The sequence below is a fragment of the Actinopolymorpha singaporensis genome (assembly GCF_900104745.1).
In the GTDB taxonomy this organism is placed as follows: Bacteria; Actinomycetota; Actinomycetes; order Propionibacteriales; family Actinopolymorphaceae; genus Actinopolymorpha; species Actinopolymorpha singaporensis.
This window is the reverse complement of sequence record NZ_LT629732.1, coordinates 4,654,937-4,681,034: the sequence shown is the minus strand read 5'-3', so window position 1 is coordinate 4,681,034 and position 26,098 is coordinate 4,654,937. Positions and strand designations below refer to the sequence as shown.

General features: G+C 71.1%; 28 protein-coding genes and 1 tRNA gene. 18 read left to right on the top strand and 11 right to left on the bottom strand.

Going from position 1 to position 26,098, the window contains the following annotated elements:
* The first annotated feature begins 418 nt into the window (after positions 1-418).
* The 4 genes from BLU27_RS21115 to BLU27_RS21100 all read left to right on the top strand — a co-directional run bounded on the left by BLU27_RS21115 (position 419) and on the right by BLU27_RS21100 (position 4,388).
* The gene (locus BLU27_RS21115) at positions 419-2,143 is read left to right on the top strand and encodes a serine/threonine-protein kinase (RefSeq protein WP_157728740.1); all 1,725 of its coding nucleotides are present in this window, start codon (positions 419-421) and stop codon (positions 2,141-2,143) included.
* A gap of 35 nt (positions 2,144-2,178) precedes the next feature.
* The gene (locus tag BLU27_RS21110; protein WP_092655392.1) at positions 2,179-2,916 is read left to right on the top strand and encodes a creatininase family protein; all 738 of its coding nucleotides are present in this window, start codon (positions 2,179-2,181) and stop codon (positions 2,914-2,916) included.
* A 69-nt stretch (positions 2,917-2,985) separates the two neighbouring features.
* Positions 2,986-3,744: a MerR family transcriptional regulator gene (locus BLU27_RS21105; RefSeq protein WP_092655390.1), complete on the top strand. Its 759-nt coding sequence runs from the start codon at positions 2,986-2,988 to the stop codon at positions 3,742-3,744.
* Positions 3,738-4,388: a hypothetical protein gene (locus BLU27_RS21100; protein ID WP_092655388.1), complete on the top strand. Its 651-nt coding sequence runs from the start codon at positions 3,738-3,740 to the stop codon at positions 4,386-4,388. The genes BLU27_RS21105 and BLU27_RS21100 overlap by 7 nt, the downstream gene beginning before the upstream one ends.
* On the opposite strand, the gene BLU27_RS21095 is transcribed toward BLU27_RS21100, so the two are convergent.
* Positions 4,373-5,308 (bottom strand): glycoside hydrolase family 16 protein, encoded by a 936-nt coding sequence (locus BLU27_RS21095; protein WP_157728739.1) that lies wholly within the window; start codon positions 5,306-5,308, stop codon positions 4,373-4,375. The genes BLU27_RS21100 and BLU27_RS21095 overlap by 16 nt on opposite strands.
* A gap of 181 nt (positions 5,309-5,489) precedes the next feature.
* On the opposite strand from BLU27_RS21095, the gene BLU27_RS21090 reads away from it, so the two are divergent.
* Positions 5,490-7,964: a phosphoketolase family protein gene (locus BLU27_RS21090; RefSeq protein ID WP_092655386.1), complete on the top strand. Its 2,475-nt coding sequence runs from the start codon at positions 5,490-5,492 to the stop codon at positions 7,962-7,964.
* Entirely contained in the window at positions 7,964-9,052 is a 1,089-nt protein-coding gene (locus BLU27_RS21085) for an acetate/propionate family kinase (RefSeq protein ID WP_092657962.1), read from the top strand. The genes BLU27_RS21090 and BLU27_RS21085 overlap by 1 nt, the downstream gene beginning before the upstream one ends.
* Positions 9,053-9,058: 6 nt before the next feature.
* Here BLU27_RS21085 and BLU27_RS21080 read toward each other — a convergent pair whose 3' ends face one another.
* The gene (locus BLU27_RS21080; protein WP_092657960.1) at positions 9,059-10,192 is read right to left on the bottom strand and encodes a DUF4037 domain-containing protein; all 1,134 of its coding nucleotides are present in this window, start codon (positions 10,190-10,192) and stop codon (positions 9,059-9,061) included.
* A gap of 67 nt (positions 10,193-10,259) precedes the next feature.
* Here BLU27_RS21080 and BLU27_RS21075 point away from each other — a divergent pair, with 67 nt between their 5' ends.
* Positions 10,260-10,703 (top strand): ester cyclase, encoded by a 444-nt coding sequence (locus BLU27_RS21075; protein ID WP_092655385.1) that lies wholly within the window; start codon positions 10,260-10,262, stop codon positions 10,701-10,703.
* A gap of 42 nt (positions 10,704-10,745) precedes the next feature.
* A complete protein-coding gene (locus tag BLU27_RS21070) occupies positions 10,746-11,747 on the top strand; it encodes an acyltransferase domain-containing protein (RefSeq protein ID WP_092655383.1) in 1,002 nt (333 codons plus the stop codon).
* 37 nt (positions 11,748-11,784) lie between these two features.
* Here the strand turns inward: BLU27_RS21070 and BLU27_RS21065 are convergent, their stop codons facing one another.
* Positions 11,785-12,690, bottom strand: a complete 906-nt coding sequence (locus tag BLU27_RS21065; RefSeq protein ID WP_092655381.1) for an aminoglycoside phosphotransferase family protein — start codon at positions 12,688-12,690, stop codon at positions 11,785-11,787.
* A 272-nt stretch (positions 12,691-12,962) separates the two neighbouring features.
* On the opposite strand from BLU27_RS21065, the gene aroH reads away from it, so the two are divergent.
* The 6 genes from aroH to BLU27_RS21035 all read left to right on the top strand — a co-directional run bounded on the left by aroH (position 12,963) and on the right by BLU27_RS21035 (position 17,807).
* The gene (gene aroH, locus BLU27_RS21060; protein WP_092655379.1) at positions 12,963-13,355 is read left to right on the top strand and encodes a chorismate mutase; all 393 of its coding nucleotides are present in this window, start codon (positions 12,963-12,965) and stop codon (positions 13,353-13,355) included.
* Positions 13,352-14,491, top strand: a complete 1,140-nt coding sequence (locus BLU27_RS21055; RefSeq protein ID WP_092655377.1) for a prephenate dehydrogenase — start codon at positions 13,352-13,354, stop codon at positions 14,489-14,491. The genes aroH and BLU27_RS21055 overlap by 4 nt, the downstream gene beginning before the upstream one ends.
* A gap of 33 nt (positions 14,492-14,524) precedes the next feature.
* On the top strand, positions 14,525-15,259 hold the full coding sequence (gene cmk, locus BLU27_RS21050) for a (d)CMP kinase (protein WP_197681510.1): 735 nt from the start codon (positions 14,525-14,527) through the stop codon (positions 15,257-15,259).
* Positions 15,260-15,292: 33 nt separating this feature from the next.
* Positions 15,293-16,027, top strand: coding sequence for a lysophospholipid acyltransferase family protein (locus BLU27_RS21045; RefSeq protein ID WP_092655376.1), 735 nt, complete (start codon positions 15,293-15,295; stop codon positions 16,025-16,027).
* A gap of 152 nt (positions 16,028-16,179) precedes the next feature.
* Positions 16,180-17,598, top strand: a complete 1,419-nt coding sequence (gene der / locus BLU27_RS21040; protein WP_092655375.1) for a ribosome biogenesis GTPase Der — start codon at positions 16,180-16,182, stop codon at positions 17,596-17,598.
* Positions 17,599-17,733: 135 nt separating this feature from the next.
* Positions 17,734-17,807 (top strand) — tRNA-Pro (locus BLU27_RS21035).
* Between the two features lie 44 nt (positions 17,808-17,851).
* Here the strand turns inward: BLU27_RS21035 and BLU27_RS21030 are convergent.
* Positions 17,852-18,199: a VOC family protein gene (locus tag BLU27_RS21030; RefSeq protein ID WP_092655373.1), complete on the bottom strand. Its 348-nt coding sequence runs from the start codon at positions 18,197-18,199 to the stop codon at positions 17,852-17,854.
* A gap of 89 nt (positions 18,200-18,288) precedes the next feature.
* Between BLU27_RS21030 and BLU27_RS21025 the strand changes: the two genes are divergently transcribed.
* On the top strand, positions 18,289-18,852 hold the full coding sequence (locus tag BLU27_RS21025) for a vWA domain-containing protein (protein ID WP_157728738.1): 564 nt from the start codon (positions 18,289-18,291) through the stop codon (positions 18,850-18,852).
* A gap of 45 nt (positions 18,853-18,897) precedes the next feature.
* Here BLU27_RS21025 and BLU27_RS21020 read toward each other — a convergent pair whose 3' ends face one another.
* Positions 18,898-19,869, bottom strand: a complete 972-nt coding sequence (locus tag BLU27_RS21020) for an SLAC1 family transporter (RefSeq protein WP_157728737.1) — start codon at positions 19,867-19,869, stop codon at positions 18,898-18,900.
* 329 nt (positions 19,870-20,198) lie between these two features.
* On the opposite strand from BLU27_RS21020, the gene BLU27_RS21015 reads away from it, so the two are divergent.
* On the top strand, positions 20,199-20,669 hold the full coding sequence (locus tag BLU27_RS21015; RefSeq protein WP_092655369.1) for a DinB family protein: 471 nt from the start codon (positions 20,199-20,201) through the stop codon (positions 20,667-20,669).
* Here the strand turns inward: BLU27_RS21015 and BLU27_RS31360 are convergent.
* From BLU27_RS31360 to BLU27_RS20990, 6 genes are all read right to left on the bottom strand, one after another.
* Positions 20,617-21,027, bottom strand: coding sequence for a GNAT family N-acetyltransferase (locus tag BLU27_RS31360; RefSeq protein WP_157728736.1), 411 nt, complete (start codon positions 21,025-21,027; stop codon positions 20,617-20,619). The two genes, BLU27_RS21015 and BLU27_RS31360, sit on opposite strands and share 53 nt — an antisense overlap.
* Positions 21,024-21,167: a hypothetical protein gene (locus BLU27_RS29265; protein ID WP_157728735.1), complete on the bottom strand. Its 144-nt coding sequence runs from the start codon at positions 21,165-21,167 to the stop codon at positions 21,024-21,026. The genes BLU27_RS31360 and BLU27_RS29265 overlap by 4 nt, the downstream gene beginning before the upstream one ends.
* Positions 21,168-21,260: 93 nt before the next feature.
* Positions 21,261-21,689: an anthrone oxygenase family protein gene (locus BLU27_RS21005; protein WP_092655367.1), complete on the bottom strand. Its 429-nt coding sequence runs from the start codon at positions 21,687-21,689 to the stop codon at positions 21,261-21,263.
* Between the two features lie 191 nt (positions 21,690-21,880).
* Complete coding sequence (locus BLU27_RS21000) at positions 21,881-22,531, bottom strand: alpha/beta hydrolase (RefSeq protein ID WP_241827541.1); 651 nt, start codon at positions 22,529-22,531, stop codon at positions 21,881-21,883.
* A gap of 226 nt (positions 22,532-22,757) precedes the next feature.
* Positions 22,758-23,027, bottom strand: a complete 270-nt coding sequence (locus BLU27_RS29260; RefSeq protein WP_157728734.1) for a hypothetical protein — start codon at positions 23,025-23,027, stop codon at positions 22,758-22,760.
* 273 nt (positions 23,028-23,300) lie between these two features.
* A complete protein-coding gene (locus BLU27_RS20990) occupies positions 23,301-24,317 on the bottom strand; it encodes an NAD(P)/FAD-dependent oxidoreductase (protein WP_092655365.1) in 1,017 nt (338 codons plus the stop codon).
* A gap of 91 nt (positions 24,318-24,408) precedes the next feature.
* Between BLU27_RS20990 and BLU27_RS20985 the strand changes: the two genes are divergently transcribed.
* Both BLU27_RS20985 and BLU27_RS20980 read left to right on the top strand, forming a co-directional pair.
* Positions 24,409-24,978, top strand: coding sequence for a helix-turn-helix domain-containing protein (locus BLU27_RS20985; protein WP_092655364.1), 570 nt, complete (start codon positions 24,409-24,411; stop codon positions 24,976-24,978).
* A 149-nt stretch (positions 24,979-25,127) separates the two neighbouring features.
* Positions 25,128-26,018, top strand: a complete 891-nt coding sequence (locus BLU27_RS20980) for a class I SAM-dependent methyltransferase (protein ID WP_092655363.1) — start codon at positions 25,128-25,130, stop codon at positions 26,016-26,018.
* Positions 26,019-26,098: the final 80 nt, after the last annotated feature.

Sequence of the window (26,098 nt, the reverse complement as noted above, 5' to 3'; positions counted from 1 at the left end):
CCGTACTCTCCGGCCTGTCCGAGGGTCAACGAAGCGGCAGCCCCGGTGACGAACGCCACGCTCCCTACCGGCCGGGCAGCGACCCGCATCCCCGTTGTCGATCACGGGCCGGGGCGGCCGGGCCGGAGAAGCGCCCCGGCGGAGAGGGTTCGCCGCTGAGCCGTTTGGGGACCGGCCGGCCGGGCCAGGTCATGTGAGGGAGGCCGACGGTGGACAAGCCGATGTCCGGGTACGACCGACCTGCGACCGAACGAACGAACGACCGAACGTGCGGCCACCCGGACGCTGAGTGAGAAACGCGCGGGCCGCGACGCGCCGGGAGGCGGTGTGCGTGCGGTTGCCCGCGGTGCATGCGTACGCTGCTGCGGCGGTGGAAATGAAGATCCGCAACGAATCCGTCGGCTGAGGACTGGTGAACGTGAGTGCGGTGAGGGCTGGTACGACCCTCGGGCGTTACCGCCTCGAGGAGCTGCTGAGTCGCGGCGGCATGGGCGAAGTGTGGCGGGCACACGACTCCACGCTGGGCCGTCCGGTCGCGGTCAAGCTGCTGCATGCGGGCGTGACCGAGGCCGGTGACCGGGAGCGCTTCGTTCGCGAGGCGCGGGCGGCCGCGCAGCTCAGTCACCGCAACGTCGTCGCGGTCTTCGACGTCGGTGAGTGGTCGGGCCGCCCGTTCCTGGTGATGGAGCTGCTGGACGGGCGTACTCTCGCCGCCATCCTCGCCGCACGCGGCCCGCTGCCCCCCGACGACGTACGCGACCTCGGCGCCCAGGCGGCCGCCGGGCTGCACGCGGCACACCAGGCCGGGGTGGTCCACCGCGACGTGAAGCCGAGCAATCTCGTCCGCACCCAGGACGGCTCGCTGAAGGTCGTCGACTTCGGCATCGCCCGGGTGCTCGACGAGGCCTCCACCCGGCTCACCCGCACCGGCACCATCGTCGGCACCGCCTCCTACCTCGCTCCCGAGCAGGTCCGGGGCCGGTCCGCCGACGCCCGCAGCGACCTGTACGCCCTGGGCTGCGTGCTCTACCAGCTGCTGACCGGCCGGACGCCGTTCGTCGGCGGTTCGACGGAGGTGGTGTATGGCCACCTGCACACCGCGCCCACGCCGCCGTCCCGGCTGCGCCCGGGCGTTCCGGAGGACCTGGACGAGCTGGTGCTCAGCCTGCTGGCCAAGGAGCCCGCCGACCGTCCGGCCGACGCGGCCGCGGTCCGGGCCGCGCTGCTGGCCACGCGCTCGACCTCTACCAGGTCGACCGGGTGGGCCACCCCCGACCCGGCCGAGGCGGCGACCGCGTTGTCGCCCGCCATGGCCGCGGCCTCCGGACCCCTGTGGGCCTCGGCCGGGCACCCCGGCATCGAGGAACCCGTCGGGACAGCCCGATCCTCCGACCAGGCCACCCGGACCTTCGCCCTGCCCGAGCTGGAGCGCGAAGGCGCCGTCGCCGGACAGGACCTCGGCGGACGGGACACCGGAGCTGGGAACGACAGGTCGGCACGTCCCGCCCCAAGGCCTCGTCCTCGGTCGGGCGACCTCGCGGTCCTGGTGGCCGCCGCCGCGCTCGCCGTCGCGTTGCTGAGCGCGTCGTTGTGGGTCTGGAAGAACACCGCGCAGTCCGGTGGCGCCCAGGTCGCGGGCGACCGGCCTCCCGCGCCGTCGGCGACCACACACCGCAGCCCGAGCCCGAGGCAGACCACGACGCAGACCCCCAAGGCCACGTCCGCGCCGCGCCCCTCCACGCGAGTGGCCGACTCCAGCAACTCCGGGGACGCCGGCACTCCCGCCGTCGGCTCGCCGGCCTGGCTGAACCGCCTCGACGCCGCGCTGGCGTTCCTGTCGTCCACCGGACGCGTCGACCCCGAGGTCGCCGACCGGCTGCGCAACTCGGTGGACAAGGCTCGTCAGGCGTACGCCGACGGTGATCCGGAGAAGGCCCGCGAGCGGATGCAGAAGCTGCGCCGGGACTTCGCGAAGGCGTACAGCAAGGACGACCTCCCGACCGGCGGGACGCTGGACAGCATCCTCGGCGCCGGCTGGCAGGGTGAGCAGGGGCCGGCCGACGGGGAGGCGAACCAGACCGGCACCGGCCACGACGGCCATGGCCACGACCGCGGCAACTACGGTCACGGCAACGACAACTGAGGGCCGCGGACCGCCCGCGGCGGGGAGGGACCGACATGAGCGTCGTCCGGTGGCAGGCACAGACCCGGGACCAACTGACCGCGTTGCTGCCGGAGGCGATGGTCGTACTCCCCATCGGCGCGACCGAGCAGCACGGACCGCACCTGGCGACGGGCACGGACGCGCTGCTGGCCGAGACCGCGGCCACCCGGGCGGCCGAGCTGGCCGCGGAGTCCGCGTCGCGCACCCTCGTCCTCGCCCCGACCCTGCCGATCGGTGCCTCCGACCACCATCTGCCGTTCGGGGGCACACTCTCCCTGCGGCCGGAGACGCTGCTCGCCCTGCTCCTCGACGTGGCCCGTTCCGTCGCCGACTGTGGCGGCCGCCGGCTGGTCATCGTCAACGGCCACGGCGGAAATCGCGGCATCTGCTCGGCCGCGGCCGCCGCCGCGTCCGTCCGGTCGCCGATCACTGTGGGCTACGTCGACTACTGGGACGGCGCCGCGGACGCCGATCTCGGCGGTACCCCGCTGCCCGGGCACGCGGGTGGGTTCGAGACGTCCCTGGTGCTCGCCGTCGACCCCGAACTGGTCGACGAACGCGCGCCGCGTACGCACGTCCCCACCATCCCGGCCGTACCCGGTGTCGAGATCCAGCGGCAGGCGTCCTGGCACGAACAGGACGGCTACACCGACGACCCGGCCAAGGCCGACGCCGCGCAGGGCCGGGAGTGGCTGGACCACCTGGTCCGCAGGCTCGCCGGCCGGCTGGTCGACCTGGCTGCCTCGATCTAGGGTCCGGCCCACCCGCACCTCCACCTCGACGGTTGACCTTGTCGCGGCGTCAACCTGTGCAATGGGTGCATGCGAATCGGGGAACTCGCCACCCTCGTCGGGGTGTCCACACGTACCGTCCGGCACTACCACCACCAGGGCCTGCTGCCCGAGCCCGACCGCCTGGCCAACGGCTACCGCGAGTACCGGCTGCGCGATGCGGTCGTCCTCGCCCGGGTACGCCGGCTGACCGAGCTCGGGCTGTCGCTGGACGAGATCCGCGACGTACTCGCCGACGAGCAAGGCCGGGACCTGCGCGAGGTGCTGGCCGAGCTCGACGCCGACCTGGCGAGGCAACAGGAGGCGATCGGCGCCCGCAGGGCCCGGCTCGCCGCGCTGCTGAACCGGGGCGCGCTGGATCCGGACTCCACGGTCTCCCCGGAGCTGGCGACCGTCCTGCGGGACCTGCCCACCGAGGGGTCGGCGTTCGGGCAGTTCGACCGAGACCTCCTCACCGTCTTCGACGCGGGCGCCGACCCGGCCGACCGGGCCGCGTTCGCCGAGCTGCTCCGCGGCCTTCCGGAGGAGACCGGCGGCAGGGGAGCGGCCGACATCTACCGGAAGCTGGACGAGCTGGCCGGCGCGGAGCCGACGGATCCGCGCGTCGGTGCGCTTGCCGACGAGCTGGCCGCGTACCTACCGGCGGAGATCGCCTCGGCGATGGTCGGAAGCGTCGACGATCCGCAGACCGGTCAGTGGCTCGCGACGATGACCCGTGAGCTGTCCGCCGCACAGGTCGGGGTCTTCCGAACGCTGGTGGCCAGGCTTCGGGAGCGCGGATCATGCTGAGCGCCGTCCGGTCGGTGATCCCGGTGCCGGTCCGCCGGCTGATGAGCTTCGACCTGCGGGGCATGGTCAGCATCGCCCTGTGGATCGCGCGCCGCCGCGACGGCGTACCGGCCGGCGCGTTCGCCGTCTCCTATGCCCGCGCGCAGACGCCGGTGACGGCGCTTTTCCTGTTCTTCATGGTGATCGAGCTGTTCGCGCTGGAGGTCGTGTTGCGGGCGCTGCACGCGCCGGTCGTCCTGCGTTCGGTGATCCTGCTGATCGACGCCTACACCGTCGTGGCCGTGCTGGCGATGATCGCCGCGGCGATCACCCGGCCGCACGTGGTCACCGCCCAGGAGGTACGCATCCGGTACGGCGCGTTCTTCGACCTGCGGGTGCCCCGGGACCGGATCGCGGCGGTACGCCGGGCCGGCAACCACAACGAACGCGGCATGGTGACGGTCGCCGACGACAAGCTCGCGGTGGCGGTCTCGTCCCAGACCAACCTGGTCCTCGACCTGACCGAACCCGTCACGGTCGTCCGTCCGCTCGGCCGGCAGGCGCGGGTACGCACGGTCCGCTTCTTCGCCGACGACCCGGTGGCCGCCCACGCCGCCCTGCGCCCGGCGGCCGAACCGACCCAGGGACGTCAGGGCCGCCGGTAGACGCGCACGTAGTCGATGTCGAAGCTGTTCGGGAACACCGTGCTCGCGTCGGGCGGGCCGCCCCGGTCGGCGTTCATCCACACGCCGCTGTTCAGGACGACGTACATCGGCTTGTCCGGCACGAAGTCGCCCTCGAACGACCCGGTGACCCGCCCGTCCACGGAGAACGTCGCGCGCCGCGGTTCCCAGCGCAGGGCGTACGTGTGCCAGCCGGTCGTCGGTGCGGGGTCGTAGGTCCAGTGGCCGTCCCACCGGACATTCGGCCAGGCACCGGAGGCGATGCCCTGGAACATCCCGTCGATGCCGCCGAACCACTCCGCCACGTCGAACTCCGGCGGCCAGGTGCGGTCCTGGGGTACCAGCCAGAACGCCGGCCACAGCCCGCGACCGGCGGGGTAGCGCGCGCAGATCTCCCAGTAGCCGTATGCCTGGGCGAACTTGTCGTGGGAGGAGACGAACCCCTCGGAGTAGGCGTACGTGCCGGGCGGGTCGTCACCGACCACGGGCTCGTCGTCGGCGATCAGGTGGAGCAGACCCTGGCCGAGCACGATGTTGCTGTCCAGCGCATAGCTGCCGTAGGAGCTGTTGTGGTAGTGCCCGCCGGCCCGGCCGGGGAAGTCCATCACCGTGTTCCACTTCGTCCGGTCGAGGGTGGGCGCGCCGAACTCGTCGTGCCACGCCAGCGGCCACCGGGGCGCCGCGGGCTGCTCGCGGGTGCACGTACGAGCCGCTTCCGTCGTCGGTGCCGCGGCCTCGGACGTGGTTACCGTCGTGGTCGCTGTGTTCGCTGTGGTCGCCGTGGTCGCCGTGGTCGCTGTGGTCGCTCCGGCGGCGGTGGCGGTGCCCGCCAGGATCGACGCGAGGACAAGACACCCGGCCACCGCGAGCAGGGCGGCCGGCCGGGCCGGTCGGTTGCGCATCGACACCTCCGGTGTCCGTCGTATGAAAGCCCCTCGTGATCTCGGTGCCGCCGAGTGAAGTCGGGCCCGCCTGCGCGGTCAACGGCGTTGACCGACAGCGGCAGGAGCCGGTCTGATCATGGTTTGTGCACGTCTGGCCCGGGCAGGCTGGCACCGGACGTCCACAATCTGGGAGGCCGCCATGACCGCCGGAACGGCCGCGACGGACACCGCACACCCCGCGGGCACGGATACGGCAGTGCTCGACGACGCAGACCTGGCGCTGATCGACGCCTACTGGCGGGCAGCCAACTATCTCTCCGTCGGCCAGATCTATTTGCTCGACAACCCGCTGCTCCGCCGCCCGCTGGAGCCCGCCGACATCAAGCCCCGGTTGCTCGGGCACTGGGGCACCACGCCCGGGCTCAACCTGGTCTACGCGCACCTGAACCGGCTGATCCGCGCCCACGACGTGTCCGCGATGTACGTCACCGGCCCCGGCCACGGCGGCCCCGGCCTGATCGCCAACACCTACCTCGAGGGCACCTACAGCGAGATCTACCCGCACATCAGCCAGAACGCCACGGGCATGCGCCGGCTGTTCCGGCAGTTCTCCTTCCCCGGTGGGGTGCCGAGCCACGTCGCGCCCGAGACGCCGGGGTCGATCAACGAGGGCGGCGAGCTCGGCTACTCCCTGGTGCACGCGTACGGCGCGGCGTTCGACAATCCCGACCTGCTGGTCTGCTGCGTCGTCGGCGACGGCGAGGCGGAGACCGGTGCGCTGGCCACGAGTTGGCACTCGAACAAGTTCCTCGACCCCGCCCGCGACGGTGCCGTGCTGCCGGTCCTGCACCTGAACGGCTACAAGATCGCCAACCCGACAGTGCTGGCCCGGATCCCCGAGCGCGACCTGTGCAGGCTGCTGGAGGGGTACGGCTACCGCCCGCTGGTCGTCGCCGGTGACGACCCGGCCTCGGTGCACCGGAAACTGGCCGCGGCGATGGAGACCGCGTACGACGAGATCCGGGCGATCCAGGAGGCGGCGCGTTCGGGCCGGGGAACGGCGGCGGCAGACGGTGAGCCGCCGCGGTGGCCGATGATCGTCCTGCGTACTCCCAAGGGATGGACGGGCCCGCGCGAGGTCGACGGGATCCAGATCGAGGGCACGTTCCGGGCGCACCAGGTCCCGTTGAGCGAGGTACGCACCAACCCTGCCCACCTCGAGCTGCTCGCCGAATGGATGCGCAGCTACCGCCCGGAGGAACTCTTCGACGCCGACGGCCGGCTGCGGCCCGAGCTCGCCGCCCTCGCGCCCGAGGGCAACCGGCGGATGGGTGCCAACCCGCACGCCAACGGCGGCCTCCTGCTCAAGGGCCTGGACCTTCCGGACTTCGCGGATTACGGCGTGGACGTGCCGGCGCCCGGCGCCTCGACCAGCGAACCGACGAGGGTGCTCGGCACCTGGCTGCGTGACGTGATCCGCGACAACCCCACGACGTTCCGGATGTTCGGGCCGGACGAGACCGCGTCCAACCGGCTGTCGGCGGTGTTCGAGGCCACCGACCGGGCGTGGGACGCCCCGGTCGAGCCCGGCGACGACCATCTCGCCCCCGACGGTCGGGTGATGGAGGTGCTGTCGGAGCACCTGTGCCAGGGCTGGCTGGAGGGCTACCTGCTCACCGGGCGGCACGGGCTGTTCAACTGCTACGAGGCGTTCATCCACATCGTCGACTCGATGGTCAACCAGCACGCCAAGTGGCTGAAGGTGACCCGGCAGATCCCGTGGCGGGCGCCGATCGCCTCGCTCAACTACCTGCTCTCCTCCCACGTCTGGCGCCAGGACCACAACGGCTTCTCCCACCAGGACCCGGGGTTCCTCGACCACGTGGTGAACAAGAAGGCCGAGATCGTCCGGATCTACCTGCCGCCGGACACCAACACCCTGCTGTCGGTGTACGACCACTGTCTGCGCAGCCGCGACTACATCAACGTCGTGGTGGCCGGCAAGAACCCCGCACCCAACTGGCTGTCGATGCCGGACGCGGTCGCCCACAGCACCCGCGGCATCGGGATCTGGGAGTGGGCGAGCAACGACAACGGCGAGGTGCCCGACGTGGTGCTCGGCTGCGCCGGAGACGTACCCACCCTGGAGACTCTGGCTGCGGTCGACCTGCTGCGCCGGCACCTGCCCGAGTTGAGGGTCCGGGTCGTCAACGTGGTCGACCTGATGCGGCTGCAGCCCGCGTCGGACCACCCGCACGGCCTGCCCGACCGGGAGTTCGACGCGCTGTTCACCACCGATCGGCCGGTGATCTTCGCGTTCCACGGGTACCCGCTGCTGATCCACCGGCTGACGTACCGGCGCACCAACCACGACAGCTTCCACGTCCGCGGCTACAAGGAGGAGGGGACCACCACCACGCCGTTCGACATGGTGATGCTGAACGACCTGGACCGCTATCACCTGGTCATCGACGTGATCGACCGGGTACCGGGGCTCGCGATCCGGGCTGCGGGGCTGCGCCAGCAGATGGTGGACGCCCGGCTGTGGGCCCGGCGTTACACCCGGGACAACGGCGAGGACACGCCGGAGGTCAGTGAGTGGACCTGGCCGGGCGGTCGCCCCGCCGAGCCGGGTCACGCGCCGGCTCCGAGCCGGGCACCGGAGCGTGCCTGATGCGGGTGCTCGTGGTGAACGCCGGGTCGGCGACCCTCAAGCTGTCCCTGCTCGACGACGACGAACTGCTGGACAGCAGGCACGTGGAGACCTCCGATGCCGCGTCTGGCCACAAGGCGCTGGCCGAGGCACTGGAGGCGATGGAGCGCCCGGACGCGGTCGGCCACCGTGTGGTGCACGGCGGTCCGGCCTACACCCGCGCGGTCCGGATCGACCCCCGCGTGCGCGAGCGGCTGGGGGAGTACACCTCGCTCGCGCCGCTGCACCAGCCCGCCGCGCTCGCCGGGATCGACCTGGTGTCCGAGCAGCTTCCGGACGTGCCGGCGGTGGCGTGCTTCGACACAGCGTTCCACTCCACCCTGCCGCCCGCCGCCTCGACCTACGCGGTGCCGGCGCGGTGGCGGGAGGAGTGCGGCCTGCGCAAGTACGGCTTCCACGGGCTGTCCGCCGCCTACTCCGCCCGCCGTGCCGCGGAGATGGTGGACCGTCCGGTGCAGGAACTGCGGACGGTGGTCTGCCACCTCGGCGCCGGCGCGTCGGCGACCGCGGTCCGGGCCGGCCGCAGCGTCGACACCACGATGGGGTTCACACCGCTGGCCGGGCTGGTGATGGCCAGCCGGCCCGGTGACGTCGACCCCGGCCTGCTGGTGTGGCTGCTGCGCAACGGTGTTGTCGACACCGAGGGCCTGGACCACGCGCTGGAACGCGACAGCGGGCTGGTCGGCCTGGCCGGCACGCCGGACATGCGACAGGTCGTGGAGCGGGCCCAGGCGGGGGACGCCCAGGCCAGTATGGCCATCGGGGTGTACGTCCACCGGCTGCGCGGCCTGGTCGCCGCGATGACGGCGAGCCTGGGCTGCCTGGACGTCCTCGTGTTCACCGGCGGCGTCGGCGAGCACGCCCCGCTGGTTCGCGCCCGCGCCGTGGAGGGCCTGACCTTCCTCGGCCTGGCGCTGGACGACGAGGCGAACTCCCAGGCCGACGGCGACACCGACGTCACCGCGCCGACCGCGCGGGCGCGGACGCTGGTGATCGAGGCCCGCGAGGACCTGCAGATCGCCGCGGAGGTACGCCGGCTCTGCCAGTGACCGCTTTCAGTCCTGCCCAGCGTTCAGCCCGGCGTTCAGCCCGGCGTCCTGGCCGGTGTCCTTCTCGGTGTCCTTCTCGGTGTCCTTCTCGGCGTTCAGCCCCCTGGCCAGCCCGGTGTACAGCCCGCGCAGGTGCTGGGTCCGGTCAGCGGCACTGAGCACGTCGGTGGAGTCGACGAACTGGTCCACCGACCCGACCAGCGGCAGCGCCCGCAGCCAAGGGTCCTCGATCTCGTTCCGGCACGCCTGCGCGAACCCGCTCGCGTCCGGCACCCGGAACGGCCGGCTGAAGAAGGGCCGCACGTGCGGGTCGACCGGCTCGCTGACCCCGGAGTCGTTGTGTCGCCGGCCGAGCAGTTCGTACGCCTCGACCAGTGCCTGCTCCCGGCTCGCGAAGTCGGTGGCCGCGACGGCCTGCCGCAGCGGCGGTACGAGTTCGTCCGCCTTCGGCAGCCGGGCGAACGCGGTGCCCACCCACTTGGTGTACGGGCGGTACTCCCTGGCCAGCAGGAACGCCAGTCCCATCAGGTCACGCACCAGCCGGGCGGCGAGCACCGCCGAACCGAGGTCGTCGCCCACCTCCGCGGTCCGGCCCACGAACGCCACTTCCTGCGCGATCCGGCCCCACTGCGCGGCCACCAGCCACCGCCACACGTCCGGCGGGTACCACGCCAGCGCCTCCCGGGTCGCCGCCAGCTCGCCCGTCGGGTCCGCGTACACCGCGCCGCGGACCACCCCGAGGAGCTGCTGTTGCGGCACCGTCAGCCAGTCGAGGGTGCTCATCCCGTCCAGTGGCTGGACACCGAGCTGACCCTGCAACCAGCCTCGCCAGGTGAGGACGTCGACCATGTGCTGCTCGGGTACGCCGTCCCAGCCGAACCGGACCGGCCAGCCGCGGAACTCCGCCGGCAGCCCCTCCTCGACCCGGGCGCGTACCGCGTCCACGTCCGCCTCCGCGACGAACACCTGCAGCCGGGGGCCCCAGCCGTGGTCGGTGGAGCGGTCGGTGTCGTAGCCGAGCACGTCCGACCCCCAGCCCAACAGGGCGGCGGCGTGCTCTGCCGGTCGTACGAGGGGAGCGACGACCTCCGCGTGGAAGGCTGCGTTCAGTTGCAGGGAGGGAACGAAAGCGGGAGACACGAGATCCATCCTGGCGGCAACGTCATGGGCGTCCGCAATTGGTTTTCACCCACGAAAGGATCACCGGATGACCGGCACACCGGACCGCGCGAGCGCACGGCAGTTCTACTACCGTTTCCTCGTCGAGTTGTGGGGCGCCGAACCCGCACGGCGCGCCCAGCTCGCCGCGGAACTCGTGACCGACGACTTCGCCATCCGCCGCGGCGGGCACGACGACCCCGCCCGCGGCCCGAAGGCGCTGCTCGCGCTGGTCGAGCAGAGCGCCGCGCTGTTCGACGACATCGACGTACGGATCGACCAGGGCCCGATCGCGGACGGTGACATGGTCGCAGCGCGCTGGACATTCACCGGCAGCTACAGAGGCGGACTGCCGGGGGCCCGGGCACCGGAGGGGACGCGGGTGGCATTCTCTGGACTTGACCTGGTGCGGCTGGCAGACGGCCGGGCCGCGGAGTACTGGGTGTCCTCGGACGCCGACCACCTGATGCGGCAGCTCCAGGTCGAGGGCTGAGCCGGAAGTTCTGGAGCAGTGCGGAGTCGGAGGAGGACGTGCGTGAGTGAGCTGGACGCGGCCGCGGTGACGGCCTGGCTGGGCGGCGGCGAGGAGTACGCCACCTGGGTGAGCGAGCTGGACCGGGTCGGCCCACCCCAGACCGAGGTCACCCTGGCCGAACCCGCGCAGGTGCAGGCGCTGGCCGAGCCGCTCGGGCTGCACGCCGACGACGCGGCCGACATCGTGGCCACGAGGTTCACCGCGGCCGACGACCCGCAGCTGTGGTGGCTGCTGCAGCGGTGCCACGAGCACCTGATCTCCGGCATGGGCACCCTGGACACACCGTGGCTGCGCTGGCCGAACCTGCCCGCGGAGCTGGACGCGAAGGGGCGGTTCTTCTACGTCCACGTCTTCCTCGCCTCCATCCCGTCGCTGCTGCGCTACCACGAGAGCCGCGGCATCCCGGCGTCGGACAGCTGGGCGATCCTGGCCGACCTCGGCCGCCAGATCGCGATCTACCGCCGTATCCACGGCGTCGGCGGCCTGGACGTGCAGGGCTGGTTCTCGCTGCACTTCCGCGGGCTGATCTACGACTTCGGCCGGCTGCAGTTCAACCGGGCGCTGGTCCACTTCGACGACGAGACGATCTCGGCCGGGGGAGCGCCGTTCCGCAAGGGGGATCCCGTACTCGGCGTACACATCCCCGAGTCCGGGCCGATGACGCCCGAGGCGTGCGACGAGTCGTTCCGCCGAGCCCGGGAGTTCTACGACCGGTACTTCCCCGAGGACAAGTACCGCTACGGCGTCTGCTCGTCCTGGCTGCTCGACCCGCAGCTGGCCGACTACCTGCCCGAGGACTCCAACATCATCCGGTTCCAGCGGCGGTTCGAGATCCTGCCGGGCGGCCACGAGGGCGACAAGGACGTGTTCCAGTTCGTGTTCCGGATGATCGACCCGACGCTCGACCAGCTTCCCCGGCGTACGACGTTGGAGCGCGCGGTCGCCGCGCACCTCGAGGCCGGCAAGCACTGGCAGGTGCGCTCGGGCTGGGTCGCGCTGTAGGGAGTACGAACGAACCACGCGCTGGTGGGTGGCGTCCTCAGACGAGGGCGGCCACCACGCGTTCGCAGCGCGGCGGGTCGATGGTGAGGCCGATGCCGAGGCCCCACAACCAGTAGTCGACCGCGCGGACGATCGCCCAGGCGCGGGCCCGGTCGGGGTCCAGCCCACCGGCCGTGGTCAGGACGCCGAGCAGGTCGCGGATCGTTTCCGCGTCGGGCGCCTCGTCCACCCGGGTCCACATCAGTTCCGGCACCGCGAACTCCGGCTCGCCCGCGACCGGCTTGGGGTCGATCGCCAGCCAGGGTTCGCGGTCGGCCGCCAGCACGTTGCCGTAGTGCAGGTCGGCGTGCACCAGGTCGCTGCCCGCGTCCGCGGCCAGGTCGCGGGCGGTCGTGGCGACCAGGTCGATCCACCGCGCGGGCACCGGATCACCCAGACCGCGTTGGCGGTCGTGCACCGTGGCCGCGATCTCGGCGCCGAGGTCGGCGAGCTTCGGTGTCCCGGCGGGCAGCGGCTGGTCGGGCGTGCGCGGCACCGTGAGCCGGCGCAGCAGCCCGCCGGCGACCCCGGCCGCCTCGTACAGCTCAACGTCGGCGAGCGACCGCCCGGCGTCCAGGCGTTCCAGCAGCAGCGCGCCGTCCTCGGGCCGGGCGGCGAGCAGCCGGACGATGCCACGCCCGTCCCAGGCCCGCAGCGCCTCCGCCTCCATGACCGTGCTCGCCGGATCCCAGCAGACCTTGAGTACGCAGGGCTGTGAGCCGCGCCGAGCGGTGAGGACCAGGCTGTGCGCGCCGTGGCGCGGCGGATCGGGCAGCACCTCCACCGCCCACTGCCGGGCAAGCTCCGCCACGAAGTCGGGCAGCCGGTCGAGCCACGCGTGGGCGTCCGGTCCGGCGAGCCGGACGCGCTCCTCCACGAAGCTCGGGGGTACGACGATCCGCATGCTGCTCCCTACGCTGGTCCCGGTCCTCACCCTCCGGCCGAACGAGGTCGGCAGTGGGTCCGGACGTGCCGAGCGCGCGTCCCCGCCGGGGACCATACCGGCGCCCGGTCGCGGCAGTCACGCCGGTTTCCGCCGGTCCGGAGGACATCATGCGTACGCCCGATTCGCGCGCTCCGTCCCGGACCGCGGCGTCGCCGCGGGTGGCGCCCGGGGAGGGCACCGTGGGCCGCGTGGATAGGCTGACCCGGAACCCCGTACGGAAGGAAACCACGGTGGCTGTCCGGGCAGTACGTGGCGCGACCCAGCTCGAGGTCGACGAACGCGAACACCTGCTGGAGCGGGTCGCGGAACTCGTCCGCACCGTCCTGCACAGCAACGACCTCACCAACGACGACCTGATCAGCGTCATCTTCACCGCCACCTCCGACGTGCAGTCGGAGTTCCCCGCCTACGCCGCCCGGCTGATGGGGATGACCGACGTCCCGCTGCTGTGCGCCCGGGAGCTGGAGATCGGCGGCGGAATGCCACTGGTGGTGAGGTTGCTCGCCCACGTGGAGACCGATCTCACCCGCGACGAGGTCACCCATGTCTACCTGCACGGTGCGGCCGCGCTGCGACGCGACCTGGCCCACGTGCACGCCGTACCCGACGAGACGCAGGCATGACCGAGCCGCCGTTCCGCCGGGTGGTGGTGATCGGGGCCGGCCTGATGGGCACCTCGGTCGCGCTGGCGCTGCGCAGGTCCGGGGTGGAGGTGCTGCTGGAGGACGCCGACCCGGGAAACCTGCGGGTCGCGGTGTCCCTCGGCGCGGGCGTACCCGTCACTCCACCCGTCAGTTCAGGCGACGCGACCGGCGGCGGCCCAGCAGACCTGAGTGATCCGACCGACCTGGTGGTGGTCGGCGTGCCCCCGGCGGCGCTCGGCACGGTCATCGCCGAGGCGCTGGCCCGGTTCCCCGCCGCCGCCGTCACCGACGTCGGCAGCGTCAAGGCCGCCGCCCTCGCCGACACCAGGGCACACGCGTCCGCGGGGCCGGGACTGGATCGCTACGTCGGTGGGCATCCGATGGCCGGAAGCGAGCAGTCCGGTCCGCTGGCGGCCCGCGCCGACCTGTTCGACGGCCGGGCCTGGGCGGTGACACCGCACGTCGACAGCCGCCCCGACGCGGTGGCCGCGGTGGATCAATTGGCCCGTACGTGCGGAGCCTTTCCCGTCCAGCTCTCACCCGGTGAGCACGACGAGGCGGTCGCGCTGGTCTCCCACCTGCCTCAGGTCGCCTCGACCGTGGTCGCCGGCCTGCTGACCACAGCGGCGGAGGGGCACCTCGTCCTCGCCGGACAGGGCCTGCGCGACGTGACCCGGATCGCCGGCGGCGACCCGGAGCTGTGGACCCAGATCCTTTCCGCCAACGCCGAGCCGGTCGCCCGGCTGCTGCACGAGGCCGCCGACAACCTCCACCGGGTCGCGCACAACCTGGAGAAGCGGGACGCGGGCGAGGCGGGGCTGGCCGACCTGCGCAACTCCCTGGAACGCGGTGCGACCGGCGTACGCCGGCTGCCCGGCAAGCACGGTGCGCGGCCGGAGGCGTTCAGCCCGGTACCGGTTCTGCTGCCCGACCGGCCGGGGGAGCTGGCCCGCCTGTTCGCCGACGTGGGCGCGGCCGGGGTCAACATCGAGGACGTCCGGATCGATCACAGCCCCAACACCCCGGCCGGCCTGGTGGAGCTGTGGGTCCACCAGGACACCGTTCCTGCCCTGCTGGAGGCCCTGGCTCACCACGGGTGGGACGTGCACGGGTAGCCTCCCCAACGAGCACTCGGAGGGAGACGACAGGTGGAGCGAGCCGACCACGCCGACCAGGCCGACCACGCCGATGACGCCCGTACGGCGGGGATCGTGGTGGCCATCGACGGGCCGTCCGGTTCCGGCAAGTCCAGCGCCGCCCGCGGGACCGCACGCCGGCTGGGTCTGCGCTACCTCGACACCGGTGCGATGTACCGCGCGATGACGTGGTGGATGATGCGCGCCGGCACCCCGGTCGACGACGCCGACGAGGTGGCCGCGCGTTCCGGGGAGCCCGACCTGCAGGTCGGCACCGACCCCGACCTTCCCACGATCACCGTCGACGGCATCGACGTCTCCGGGCCGATCCGGTCCCGTGAGGTGACCAACGCGGTCAGCGCGGTGTCCGCGGTTCCCGCCGTACGGCACCGGCTGGTGGCCTTGCAGCGTGAGCTCATCGGCGACGGTGGCATCGTCGTCGAGGGACGCGACATCGGGACGACCGTGGCACCGGACGCGACTGTCAAGGTCTACCTGACAGCGCACGAGCAGGAGCGGGCGCGACGGCGGGCCGCCGAGGGGCTGGGCGGTGCGAAGGTCGAGGTGACGCTCACCCAGCAGGAGCTTGCCCTTCGGGACAAGAAGGACTCCACGCGGACGGCGTCACCGCTCAACCAGGCCCCCGACGCGGTCGTGCTCGACACCACCGCGCTGAACCTCAACCAGGTCATCGAGCGCATCTGCGCCCTCGCCGACGAGCGCGCCGGAATGCCCGGGCGACGCTGACCGGGCGACCGAGCGACTGATGGGCTGCCGACGATGAGCGAGCCGGCTGTGACTCCGTACTGGCACGACGTGCCCGGGCCGCCCCGGCGCGGTCTGGTGGCGTCGCGTCCTCTCGTGGCGAGGCTGGTGCGGGCGACCTGGAAGGTACGGGTGCACGACGACCACCACGTGCCCTCCACCGGCCCGGTGATCCTCGCGTCCAACCATGTCGGCATCCTCGACGGCCCGCTGCTGTGCGCGGTCGCCCGCCGCCCCGTGCACGCCATCGTCAAGAAGGAGATGTTCCGTGGCGCGGTCGGCCGGACACTTCGCGGGATGGGACAGATCCCCGTCGACCGGCGGGCCACCGACCCGGCTGCTGTCAAAGCGGCCTTGGCGGTGCTGCACCGCGGGGACGCACTGGCGATCTACCCCGAGGGCGCCCGCGGCGCCGGCGACTTCACGGTGATCAAGTCCGGAGTGGCCTACCTCGCGTTGTGCACGGGTGCGCCGGTGGTGCCGGTCGTGTGCCTGGGCACCCGGTTGCCGGGCGCGCCGATCGGTTCGGTGCCGCCCGCGCGGTCGCCGGTCGACCTGGTGTTCGGCCCGCCGGTGACTTTGCCGCGTACGGACTGGCCCCGGCGTCAGGACGTGGTCCGCGAACAGGCCCAGTGGTTGCAGAAATGGCTGGTGGGTCATCTGCGTTATGCCTGCGAGCTGACCGGCCGGGAACTCCCGGGGCCGGCCGCCCACCCGGAGCCCGAACCCGGCCCGGTGGTCACGCCGTAGCCTTGGAGACCGGTGCGCGCTGGCCGCCCACGTGCGGGTGGGCCGGATGCGGACCGACCGTGCGGCAGTTCGAACGGTGAGCACCGCGGGCGTACCACCCCACGCGCCCGCGACCGAGGCCTGGGACACCGGCCCGACATAGAGGACTTTTTGTGAGCAACGAGGAGTATGGCCGCGTCGAGGACTACGTCGATGATCTCGACGGGTTCGAGGAGTTCGACGGAACGGCCTTCGAGGCTGAGGACGAAGCAGCCGAGAACGTACCCGTGGTGGCTGTCGTCGGGCGGCCGAACGTCGGCAAGTCCACCCTGGTCAACCGCATCCTCGGCCGGCGCGAGGCGGTCGTGGAGGACCTGCCCGGCGTGACCCGCGACCGCGTCGCCTACGACGCGGACTGGCGCGGGCGCCGGTTCACGCTGGTCGACACCGGCGGCTGGGACCCCGAGGCGAAGGGCTTCATGGCGCGGGTGTCCGCACAGGCCGAACTGGCCGTGGACGCCGCCGACGTGGTGCTGTTCGTGCTCGACGCCACCGTCGGGGCGACCGACGTGGACGAGGCCGTGGTGAAGATCCTGCGGCGGTCGGGCAAACCGGTCGTGGTCGCCGCCAACAAGGCCGACGACCATCGCGGCGAGGCCGACGCCACCGCCTTGTGGTCGCTCGGGCTGGGCGAGCCGCTGGCGGTGTCGGCGATGCACGGGCGGGGGACCGGCGACCTGCTCGACGCGGTGTTCGAGGTGCTTCCGGAGGCGCCGGCCGAACGCGAGCCCGGCACCGGCGGCCCGCGCCGGATCGCCCTTGTGGGCAAGCCGAACGTCGGAAAGTCCAGCCTGCTGAACCGGCTCGCCGGTCAGGAGCGCGTGGTCGTCGACTCCGTGGCCGGCACCACCGTCGACCCGGTGGACGAGCTGGTCGAACTCGGCGGCAAGACCTGGCGGTTCATCGACACCGCCGGGATCCGGCGCCGGGTCCGCGAAGCGTCGGGGCACGAGTACTACGCGAGTCTGCGTACCTCCGCCGCGATCGACCGCGCCGAGGTGGCTGTCGTACTCCTGGACGCCTCCCAGCCGCTGTCGGAGCAGGATCTGCGGATCATCACCACCGTCGTGGAGGCGGGGCGCGGCCTGGTGCTGGCGTTCAACAAGTGGGACCTCGTGGACGAGGATCGCCGGCTGCGGCTGGAGAAGGAACTCGACCGGCAGGTCCGCGTCCAGTGGGCGCCGCGGGTGAACGTGAGCGCCCGCACCGGCTGGCACGTCGACCGGCTGGTCCGGGCGATGGAGACGTCGCTGGCCGGCTGGCAGACCCGGATCCCGACCGGGCAGCTGAACGCGTTCCTCGGCCGGCTGGTCGCCTCGCATCCGCACCCGGTCCGGGGCGGCAAGCAGCCCCGCATCCTGTTCGGCACCCAGCCGCAGACGTCGCCGCCGAAGTTCCTGCTGTTCACCACGGGCTTCATCGAGGCGTCGTACCGCAGGTTCGTCGAGCGGCGGCTGCGGGAGGAGTTCGGCTTCGCCGGCTCGCCGATCATGATCTCGGTGAAGGTACGGGAGAAGCGGAAGAAGAGCTGACTTTCCGGCGAGGCGAGCGCCGGGGAGCCGGGCTTCGGCCCGCTCCCGGCGCGCGGCTCGGGGAGTGGAGCCGGTGGCACGAGGCCGGCGGTCGATGCGGTAAGGTTTCCGACGGTTCGGCGGACTCGCCGGCCACGGGCTGTAGCGCAGTTTGGTAGCGCACTTGACTGGGGGTCAAGGGGTCGTGGGTTCAAATCCCGCCAGCCCGACACAGGTCACCGGCGTCCCTGCCGGTGAGTAAGCGGGTCGGTTGTCAGCCGGGCGTCGAGACCTCACCGCCGATTCCGGTCTCGTTGCCGTCGCCGTCGTGGAAGATGTACTTCCAGACCGAGCCGTGCTTCTCGATGTCGACCGGCTCCAGGCCCTGTCCGGAGATCCTCGCAACCTCCGCTGTCGGGTCGTCGACCCAGATCATGCTGACGGCCCCGCCGGCTCTGCCGGGATCCCGAATGATGTACACGTACCGGTTCTCGGCCAACTGCCAGACCGCCTCGATGTCGTTCGGATAGAAGGCCGGTTCGGCGCCGAACAGCCGCTTGTACCACTCCAGCGCGCTGCCATAGTCGCGCACCGGGATGCCTGCGAACACTCCTACTGCCATTCCTGTCTCCTACTCGATGCCGGACCCGACCGGTTCGGGCGCTGAAGGGCAGACCGGAGTACGCCCCGAAACTCAGCGGAGATGGCCAGATGACTGATACTGCGTCCAATCCGGCCGGGACCCCTGGCGGCGATTCCGGCGTGACCACGGCCGCTTCAACACCCGCCGCCGACGCCGGTGCGTCCGAGCAGACGAGTCTCGCGACACAACCTCCCGCGCCGCGGGGACTGGAGTACGCCGTCGACATCGTCTTCTGCATCGACGTGACCGGCAGCATGACGCCGATCCTGGACCAGGTGAAGGCCGACGCGCAGCGGTTCTACCGCGATGTTCAGGAGAACCTCACCGCGAAGGGCAAGAACATCGACGAGCTGCGCGTGCGGGTCGTCGCCTTCCGCGACATCGTGACCGATGGCGATGTCGCGCTGGCGGAGTCGCCGTTCCTTGGCGGTGCCGTCGAACGTACGCCGAGCGCATCCCCCGCGGACTTCAGCGCCCTGACCGACGGCACGGGCGCCGGAGACGTTCCTCTCCCTGCGCAAGGATCGCGGCAGCGCAACTGCCGGTTGACACCACAGGAACTCGGCCCTCGCATTGTGCACGGCCGGCCACGGGCTCGCCTGCCCTCGCCACTTCCCTCTCCTCGACGGTGAACCGCTGCCGGCGCGCATCCTCGTACGCCGCCTTGACCCCTGTCGCTAGGCGAGCCGGGGCAGGAAGGTTCGACGTGCGAGGGCGACCACGGTCTTCGTGACGAGGGCGGCGATGAGGACCGTGATCGCGAGGAGTACGACCCAGCTCCACACAACCCGCCCGGCGGGCCTTCCGTAGTTGATCAAGTGCAGCGCGAATGTGGCGGCTGCGGCGTAGGGAAACGCGAACGACCAGAACGCGGGTCCGAAGGCGAGCCGGCGGTACACCGGGATCAGCCGAAGCTGGACGATGGCGGCGAGCGCGGTGAAGCCGCCGAAGGCCAGGACGAGTACGTCGACTCTGCCGTGGGTGATGGCGAGGAAGGCGAGTCCGGCCAGAGCCGGCGGTGCGACGTCGATGGCGAGGGTAGGTGTCAGGGGCGCGGGCAACCGGGGCCGGAACATCAGCCGGGCCATGATGACCGACCCGATCAGCAGCCACGACAGGACTCCGAGGCCCATGAACGCGTGGGCGAGGGCGGTCCAGCCGGCGAGGGCGGCACCGATGGACGCGATGAGACCGCCGGCGACGGCGGGCAGCACATATCCGGGGTGCAGCCGGTCCAGGTCGAGGTCTTCGGCGATCCAGTGGCCGACCATCCACCCGGCCAGGACGGTGGTCGCGACCGCGAAGACCCCCAGTAGCCACTTCCCGGCCACCGGAGCGTGCGGCAGCAGGCCGATCGCGAGGAGCATGCCGACGATCGGTATGAGCGACACGAACGGCGCCATCACCGGATCTTCCAGGGTGACGGCGCGCCAGCCGCCGGACCGGCGTGGCAGCTGGATCAGGAAGGAGACGACAAGCACCAGCCAGATGGCGGCGGCGAGGAGAAACAGGATGTCGGCCACCGACGCGGGTGCCATCCCCGATGAGGCGGCGTATCGCCAGCAGACGGCGAGGCCTGCCATTCCGTAGGGGATCCCGAACATGTTCGGGGTGATCCCCACCTGAGGCTGCTTCGTGGGCGTGCTCATCCGACTCCTCCAGTCCATGCCAGTTGCGATCTACCCGGCCGGGCTGTGTTTCAAAGTCGGTCGTGCCAGTCGTCGAGGGTCAGCCATGCGGCTGCCCGTCGTTCTGCGCGGGCGGGCGCATCTGCCTGATGGTTTGGTGGAGCCGTCTTGGAGTGGGCACCTGCCGATGTCCATCGCCTTCGCTGACAGCGGATCGGGTGCGCTGACAGCAAAGGCCGCGGCCGTTTTCACGCGGGCTTCACCGAGCCGGGCGACGGCCGTGGGCGCTTGTCGGCGGGGTCTGCCATTCTCACCGCCATGAATCACACAGGCTTGGGAGAGGGCACTTGATGAACGACCTGTTCGATGAGGAGATCCGCGGGCACCACAGCATGCGGGACCACCTGCTCACCCTGGTGTCCGATGCGGACCTCGCCTACAAGTTGCCGGGCCACAACCCGACGTTGGGCGAGTTGCTGGTCGAGCTGGGTGACCTTCAGGGCGTCTACACGCACTCGTTCGAGAGGTTCACCTTGGACTGGGCGCACCGCCGGCTTCCGCCCCCGGCGCCGGTCACGGTCACCGGCCTGCGGGAGTGGTTCCAGGCTCAGGACGACGCCATGAAAGCCGCACTTGACAGCTTCACTGATGAGGAGCTGCACACCGATCGGATCGACCGCGGCGGCGGTTTCGTCGCGTCGCCGTTCGTCCAGCATCAGGTCTACCGCGAGGCGGTGTACATCTCCTACGGCAAGCTGAGCGTCTACCTCAAGGCGCTGGAGCGCGACGCCGGTGAGCAGTGGGCAGCCTGGGTGGGCTGACCTCAGGGTTCAGTTGGCCGGCGTAGCCGAGCTTGCGTGAGACCGCGATCGAGGCTGCGTTGCCCTCCTGGGCATCCGACCTTGCGTAGGTCGCACCGAGGCCTGCGAAGCTGAGCTGCAGTACGGCTGCACGCATCTCGGTCCCAATGCCCTTACCGCGTGAGTCGGCCGTCAGCCAGGAACCATTGGCGACCTCGCGCCGCACCAGGAACTGGACGGCGAACAGACGCTGCAGGCCGACGGCTTGACCCGCGACCACGGTGACAAGGGTGAGCGTCCAGCTTCCCGGGCTCCACTGCCCGAGTTCTCGCCACAGACACTGGAGGAGCCCGCCGGGGACGCTGCTCAGGAGAGTCATCGCGCCCAGAACCATCGCGGCCGGCCATCCAGGCCGAACATCCAGGGCAGGGACGGCTCGTACTCGGCTCGGCCCACGAGGTCGGCAAGTGCGTCGAGGTCGTCTGCCGTCGGGTACCGCAGTACCAGGTTCGAAGACACCAAACGCAAGCCACGCAAGGGTCAGACGGACGAGCTGGTCACCGGCTCCATGAGCTGGGGAGCCTACGTGATCATCTGTAGTGGGTCCACCAGTCAACCGGCCGTCGCTCGGGGAAGAGCGAGAAGGCCGAACGACGCGCAGGTCAGGAGGGTGCGTACGACGTGCCAGGCGATCCACGGTTTCTCGAAGGCCGTCCTGGATCCGCCGTTGGCGAGTGCGTGGTTGAGCGGGATGTTCGCGACCACGGTGATCACCACGGCCGGCACAGCCGTGACGATCGCCAAGACCGTGACGGCGTCTCGGTGCCAGCGGACCAGGACTGCCGTGACGATCGGCGCGCCGAGGAAGAGCACGACGAAGATCGGATTGACGATCACGACGTTGATCCGGTTCATGACCTTGATGAAGACGTCGTCCGGCTGACTGTGAAGAGCGGGCATCACGGCGAGGAGAAACGCCAGGTAGACACCTGCGAGAAGGCCGGCGAGGACCCGACTCACGACCAGGATGATCTCAGGCACGGGGTGCCTCCACGCAGAGCGAGCCGGCGAAGAAGCTGCCCATCGGTCGTGGTTCGCGGCCGAATCCGTTGACACCGGTGGTGAGAACCGTCATGCCTTCACCATGTCGTGGCCACCGGCACGATGAGAATGTTTGACGCGCTCACATGCATGCGTGATCGTCCAAGGGCAGGTCGGGAGTCACCATGCACCTACCGTCCGAACGCCCAGGCCACCATCAACGGAAACTCGGCCCGCCAGAAGGGGTCGCCGTGGTTGCCGGGCCGTTCGGTCATCACGATGTCCGCACCGGCATCGCGCAGCGCATCCGCCCACCGGGCCGCGTTCTCGAGGAAGAAGGGCTCCTCCGTGCCGGCGACGAGGTAGGCGCGCGGGAGGGAGTTCGGCATCACCTCAGGCGGGCGGTAGCCACCGCCAGGGGAGGCGGAGAAGATCGCTCCGTAGATGTCCGGGTGGCGTACCCCCATGGCGAGCGAGAGCTCCCCACTCGCGGACACGCCGCACACCGCGGTGCGTTCGGCCGGCAGCTTGACGCCGAACCGGCTCCGCACCCAGCTACCGACCTCCTCCACGAAGAACCTCCCGTGCGCTGCGAACCGATCCTCGTCGAACGAGGGGGAGTACTCCCGGATGCGCACCATCTCGTCCTTGTCGTCGGTCCGGTGGGCCCCGACGACCATCGTGGGGGGTACGTCGGCCGCCTCGAGGTCCACGCCCCACTGGGAGATCAGCTGCCCGTCACCGGCGAAGACGATCGCCTCCGGTGGATCCGGCGGCACATAGACCGTGACCTGCCGCCCGCTGTCGTACTCGAACGTCTCGGTGACGAACTCTCCTGCCATTCCATCAGTACGGGGAGGTTTTGGAGCCGGCATCTTCGCGTTCCCTTCGTCTGGACTGGCCAACAGTGGGGGTACTCACGGCATCTGGTCAACGCTTCCCAGGTGCCCATGGGGGACTGTCCGAGAACGGTCACGGCCCACCCGGCGCCCGGAAGTAGGACGGCTTGGTGTCAATGCACGCTTGCGGATGATTCGATTGCCGTTGCCTGGTAGGCCAACCAGCGGATCAGTGTGGCTCGGCGGTCGACGGGGACAGGTGCCGCGACCATCCGGACATGCAGGTCAATGTGCAACAAAACGTCACAGCGGCTACGACGGTCAGCATCGAGGCGAACGAGAACCAGCGCCCGAGCAAGGCAAGGAGAGCCGGCAGCAGGAAGCCGACGTAGGCGAGCGCGTAACAGACGCCGGTGAGCCCTCCGAGCTCGTCAGGTCGCGCGATGCGCTGAACCTCCAGCCGAACGCCGGCAACACGCTGCCGGTGAGCGAGGCCCACAACCCGGCGAGGGTCACGGGCCGACGGCCCCACAGGTCCGAGAGGGCGGAGGCCCCCAGCAGCCCAGGGACCAGACCGACGACGTACGCACCGAGGAAGACGTCCACGTCGAGCTGTGAGAATCCGGTGTGTTCCCGATACGCGATCAGTAGCGGCGTGAACTGGTTGCCACCCCATCCGATCACGAGCATGGCGAGCCCGACCGGTCGCCACGCTCGCGCCGGGTCGCGGCGGACGCTCCAGCGGTGGTCGGACGCGCCGCGACCAGCGAGCTCAGGCGTGGACGGCGCTCTCCTTCTCGGCCGCAGCGAGTGCGGCGTCGGTGTCGGCGACGGCGAGGTCGGCGTTGATGCGGGCGCCGGCGAGAGCGCCCGCCGCGGCGGAGGCACCTACCTGGGCGGTCAAGTCGGTCGCGTTTCCGGCAACCCACACCCCGGGCACGTCGGTGGCACCGGCCAGGCCGGAGGCGAAACTTCGTCCCATGCCGTTGGGCAGGTCCGTCATCGGGAGCCCCAGCCCGTCCAGGCCCTCGGTGCGGGCGAGCATCGTGGTCGCGACCGCGAGTACACGGCGGGCCACCACCTTGCCATCGGTCAGCCGTACGCCGGAGATCTTCCCGTCAGCGGCAGTGACGACCGCCGCGACCGGGGTGTCGACGACGCGGACGTTCCGGGCAGCGAGACGCGCGCGGGTTTCGGCGTCGAGGTCGGTGCCCCGGGTGAAGTAGACGAGATCGTCGGTCAGCTGGCGGAACAGCAGCGCGTGATGGAGGGAGGCGGGGCCGACGGCGAGGATGCCGATGGGCTCGTCCCGCACTTCCCAGCCGTGGCAGTACGGGCAGTGCACGACGCCGTGCCCCCAGTGCTCCGCGAGGCCGGGTATGTCCGGCAGGACGTCGCGCAGGCCCGTGGCCACGAGCACCCTGCGCGCGGTCAGCGTGCGGCTACTGGCCAGGCCGATGGTGAAGCGCAGGTCGCCGTCGGCGGACGGTTCGGCGGGCAGTGCGGAGGTCACCTCGTCGAACGCGACCAGGCCCCCGTAGCGGCGAACCTCCTCGCGTCCGCGCTCGTACAGCCTGGCGGGCGCAACTCCCTCCAGCCCGAGCAGACCGTGCACGCCCTCGGCGGGCGCGTTGCGGGGGGTGCCGCTGTCGATGACGACGACCGAACGGCGGGAGCGGGCGAGCATCAGCGCGCCGTTCAGGCCGGCGGTGCCACCGCCGATCACCACGGCGTCGACGGTGTCATCCGGCAGTGCGTCGCTCGCGGGAGGGTCGGACTTCGCTGGCATGGTTCGTACCTTTCGTCGTGCTCTCCGCTGAACGGATTCCTCTGCGTCCGACGCTAACCCCGGTTTGCCGTCAGGGCATAGGGTCTTGCGTATGAAGCAAGGAGATGACGAACTGGAGAGCCTGGTACGCAAGCGCATCCGTGCCCTGCGGGTGGCGCAGGGCTGGTCCCTGGAGGAACTGGCCAGGCGAGCGAACGTCAGCCAGTCCACGCTGTCCCGCATCGAGAACGGCCAGCGCCGCCTGGCGCTTGACCAGCTCGTCACCCTCGCCCGCGCACTCGACACCACCCTGGACCAGCTGGTGGAGACGGCTTCCGACGACATCGTCACCAGCCCGGTGATCGACGCCGCGCATGGGCAGCTGCGCTGGTCCATGAAGGCCGAGCCCGGCACGACGGTGGTCCGTCAGCGACTGACCGAACCGCCTCCGGACAACCCCGCCCGCATGCGTGCGCATCCGGGCCGCGAATGGCTCGTGGTCCTGTCCGGGACTGCGATTCTCATGCTCGGTCACGGCCGCTACCGACTCGAGACCAACCAGGCCGCGGAGTTCCCGACGATGCTTCCGCACGCAGTCGGCGCGGAGCACGGCACCTGCGAGGTCCTCGGCATCTTCGACCGTGAAGCGCGCCGCAGCCATCAGCGCGGCGAGAGCGCCTGAGGTGTCGCTCGGGCCGCCCGGGTCGTCCTTTCCTCACCGACGTGTGCGACCTCGAAGCGTTTGCGCGTACGGCAGCCGGCGAGATCGATCCCTTGCGGATCCGGCAAGGCATCGTGCTCCCATGGCATGGCGCAGCCTACGGTGCGGGCATGTCGTACGCACCTCACGCCGACCCTCATCGCGGCGAGCTGCACCAGCACCAGCACCAGCGCCAGCACCACCAGCAAGGCTCCGACGACCACGCGCGGATGCTCGACCTGGAGGCGGAGGTCCTCGCCGGGCACCTGGCCGCCATCACGGAGTGGCTGCCCGTCGCGTCGTCTCCTCGCGGGGTCGTGGATCTGGGCAGTGGAACCGGGGCCGGCACCTTCGCCCTTCTCGATCTCTTTCCTCACACGTACGTGACCGCGGTCGACTCCTCGGCAGTACATCTGCAGCGGCTGCGGGAGAAGGCGCGCGCCCGCGGCGTGGAGGGGCAGGTGAGCACGGCGCAAGCCGACCTTGACAGCCGGGACTGGCCCGACCTCGGTACGCCTGACCTGGTGTGGGCCTCGGCCTCGATGCATCACCTGGCCGATCCCGATCGGGTGCTGCGCACGGTGCACGACACCCTCGCGCCCGGCGGGCTGTTCGCCGTGGTGGGGCTGGCCGGGTTCCCGCGGTTCCTGCCCGACGACGCCCCAGAGAACCGACCGGGCCTGGAGGAACGCTGCCACGCCGCGAGCGACCGGCACTTCGCCGAGCACGTACCCAACCGCGGCATCGACTGGGCGCCGAAGCTGACCGCTGCCGGATTCTCCCTCGAGGCCGAACGCACCTTCACCGTGCGGGTCGAGAACTCGGCCAACAAGGCGGTCCGCACCTACGCGATGGGCAGCCTGCGACGCCTTCGTGACAGCAGTGCCGAAGGCGTGCCGGCTGAGGATCTCGCCGTGCTCGACCGGCTCCTCGACACCGCCAGTCCGGACAGCATCCTGCGCCGCGAGGACCTTGCCGTACGTACCGAACGTGTCGTCTGGGCCGCTCGCCGCACCACCTGAACCGGGCCGACGAACCTACGGCAGGCCGCCGCCCCTGTCGTCCTCGGCCACCTCCGAGTCGCGCGGGGACAGGTGGAGCG

Coding starts and splice junctions, on each gene's coding strand:
- BLU27_RS21110 (WP_092655392.1), top strand. CDS start 2,179: ATGAGCGTCGTCCGGTGGCAGGCACAGACCCGGGACCAACTGACCGCG.
- BLU27_RS21105 (WP_092655390.1), top strand. CDS start 2,986: ATGCGAATCGGGGAACTCGCCACCCTCGTCGGGGTGTCCACACGTACC.
- BLU27_RS21100 (WP_092655388.1), top strand. CDS start 3,738: ATGCTGAGCGCCGTCCGGTCGGTGATCCCGGTGCCGGTCCGCCGGCTG.
- BLU27_RS21095 (WP_157728739.1), bottom strand. CDS start 5,308: ATGCGCAACCGACCGGCCCGGCCGGCCGCCCTGCTCGCGGTGGCCGGG.
- BLU27_RS21090 (WP_092655386.1), top strand. CDS start 5,490: ATGACCGCCGGAACGGCCGCGACGGACACCGCACACCCCGCGGGCACG.
- BLU27_RS21085 (WP_092657962.1), top strand. CDS start 7,964: ATGCGGGTGCTCGTGGTGAACGCCGGGTCGGCGACCCTCAAGCTGTCC.
- BLU27_RS21075 (WP_092655385.1), top strand. CDS start 10,260: ATGACCGGCACACCGGACCGCGCGAGCGCACGGCAGTTCTACTACCGT.
- BLU27_RS21065 (WP_092655381.1), bottom strand. CDS start 12,690: ATGCGGATCGTCGTACCCCCGAGCTTCGTGGAGGAGCGCGTCCGGCTC.
- BLU27_RS21055 (WP_092655377.1), top strand. CDS start 13,352: ATGACCGAGCCGCCGTTCCGCCGGGTGGTGGTGATCGGGGCCGGCCTG.
- BLU27_RS21045 (WP_092655376.1), top strand. CDS start 15,293: ATGAGCGAGCCGGCTGTGACTCCGTACTGGCACGACGTGCCCGGGCCG.
- BLU27_RS21030 (WP_092655373.1), bottom strand. CDS start 18,199: ATGGCAGTAGGAGTGTTCGCAGGCATCCCGGTGCGCGACTATGGCAGC.
- BLU27_RS21025 (WP_157728738.1), top strand. CDS start 18,289: ATGACTGATACTGCGTCCAATCCGGCCGGGACCCCTGGCGGCGATTCC.
- BLU27_RS21020 (WP_157728737.1), bottom strand. CDS start 19,869: ATGAGCACGCCCACGAAGCAGCCTCAGGTGGGGATCACCCCGAACATG.
- BLU27_RS21015 (WP_092655369.1), top strand. CDS start 20,199: ATGAACGACCTGTTCGATGAGGAGATCCGCGGGCACCACAGCATGCGG.
- BLU27_RS31360 (WP_157728736.1), bottom strand. CDS start 21,027: ATGACTCTCCTGAGCAGCGTCCCCGGCGGGCTCCTCCAGTGTCTGTGG.
- BLU27_RS21000 (WP_241827541.1), bottom strand. CDS start 22,531: ATGGCAGGAGAGTTCGTCACCGAGACGTTCGAGTACGACAGCGGGCGG.
- BLU27_RS20990 (WP_092655365.1), bottom strand. CDS start 24,317: ATGCCAGCGAAGTCCGACCCTCCCGCGAGCGACGCACTGCCGGATGAC.
- BLU27_RS20985 (WP_092655364.1), top strand. CDS start 24,409: ATGAAGCAAGGAGATGACGAACTGGAGAGCCTGGTACGCAAGCGCATC.
- BLU27_RS20980 (WP_092655363.1), top strand. CDS start 25,128: ATGTCGTACGCACCTCACGCCGACCCTCATCGCGGCGAGCTGCACCAG.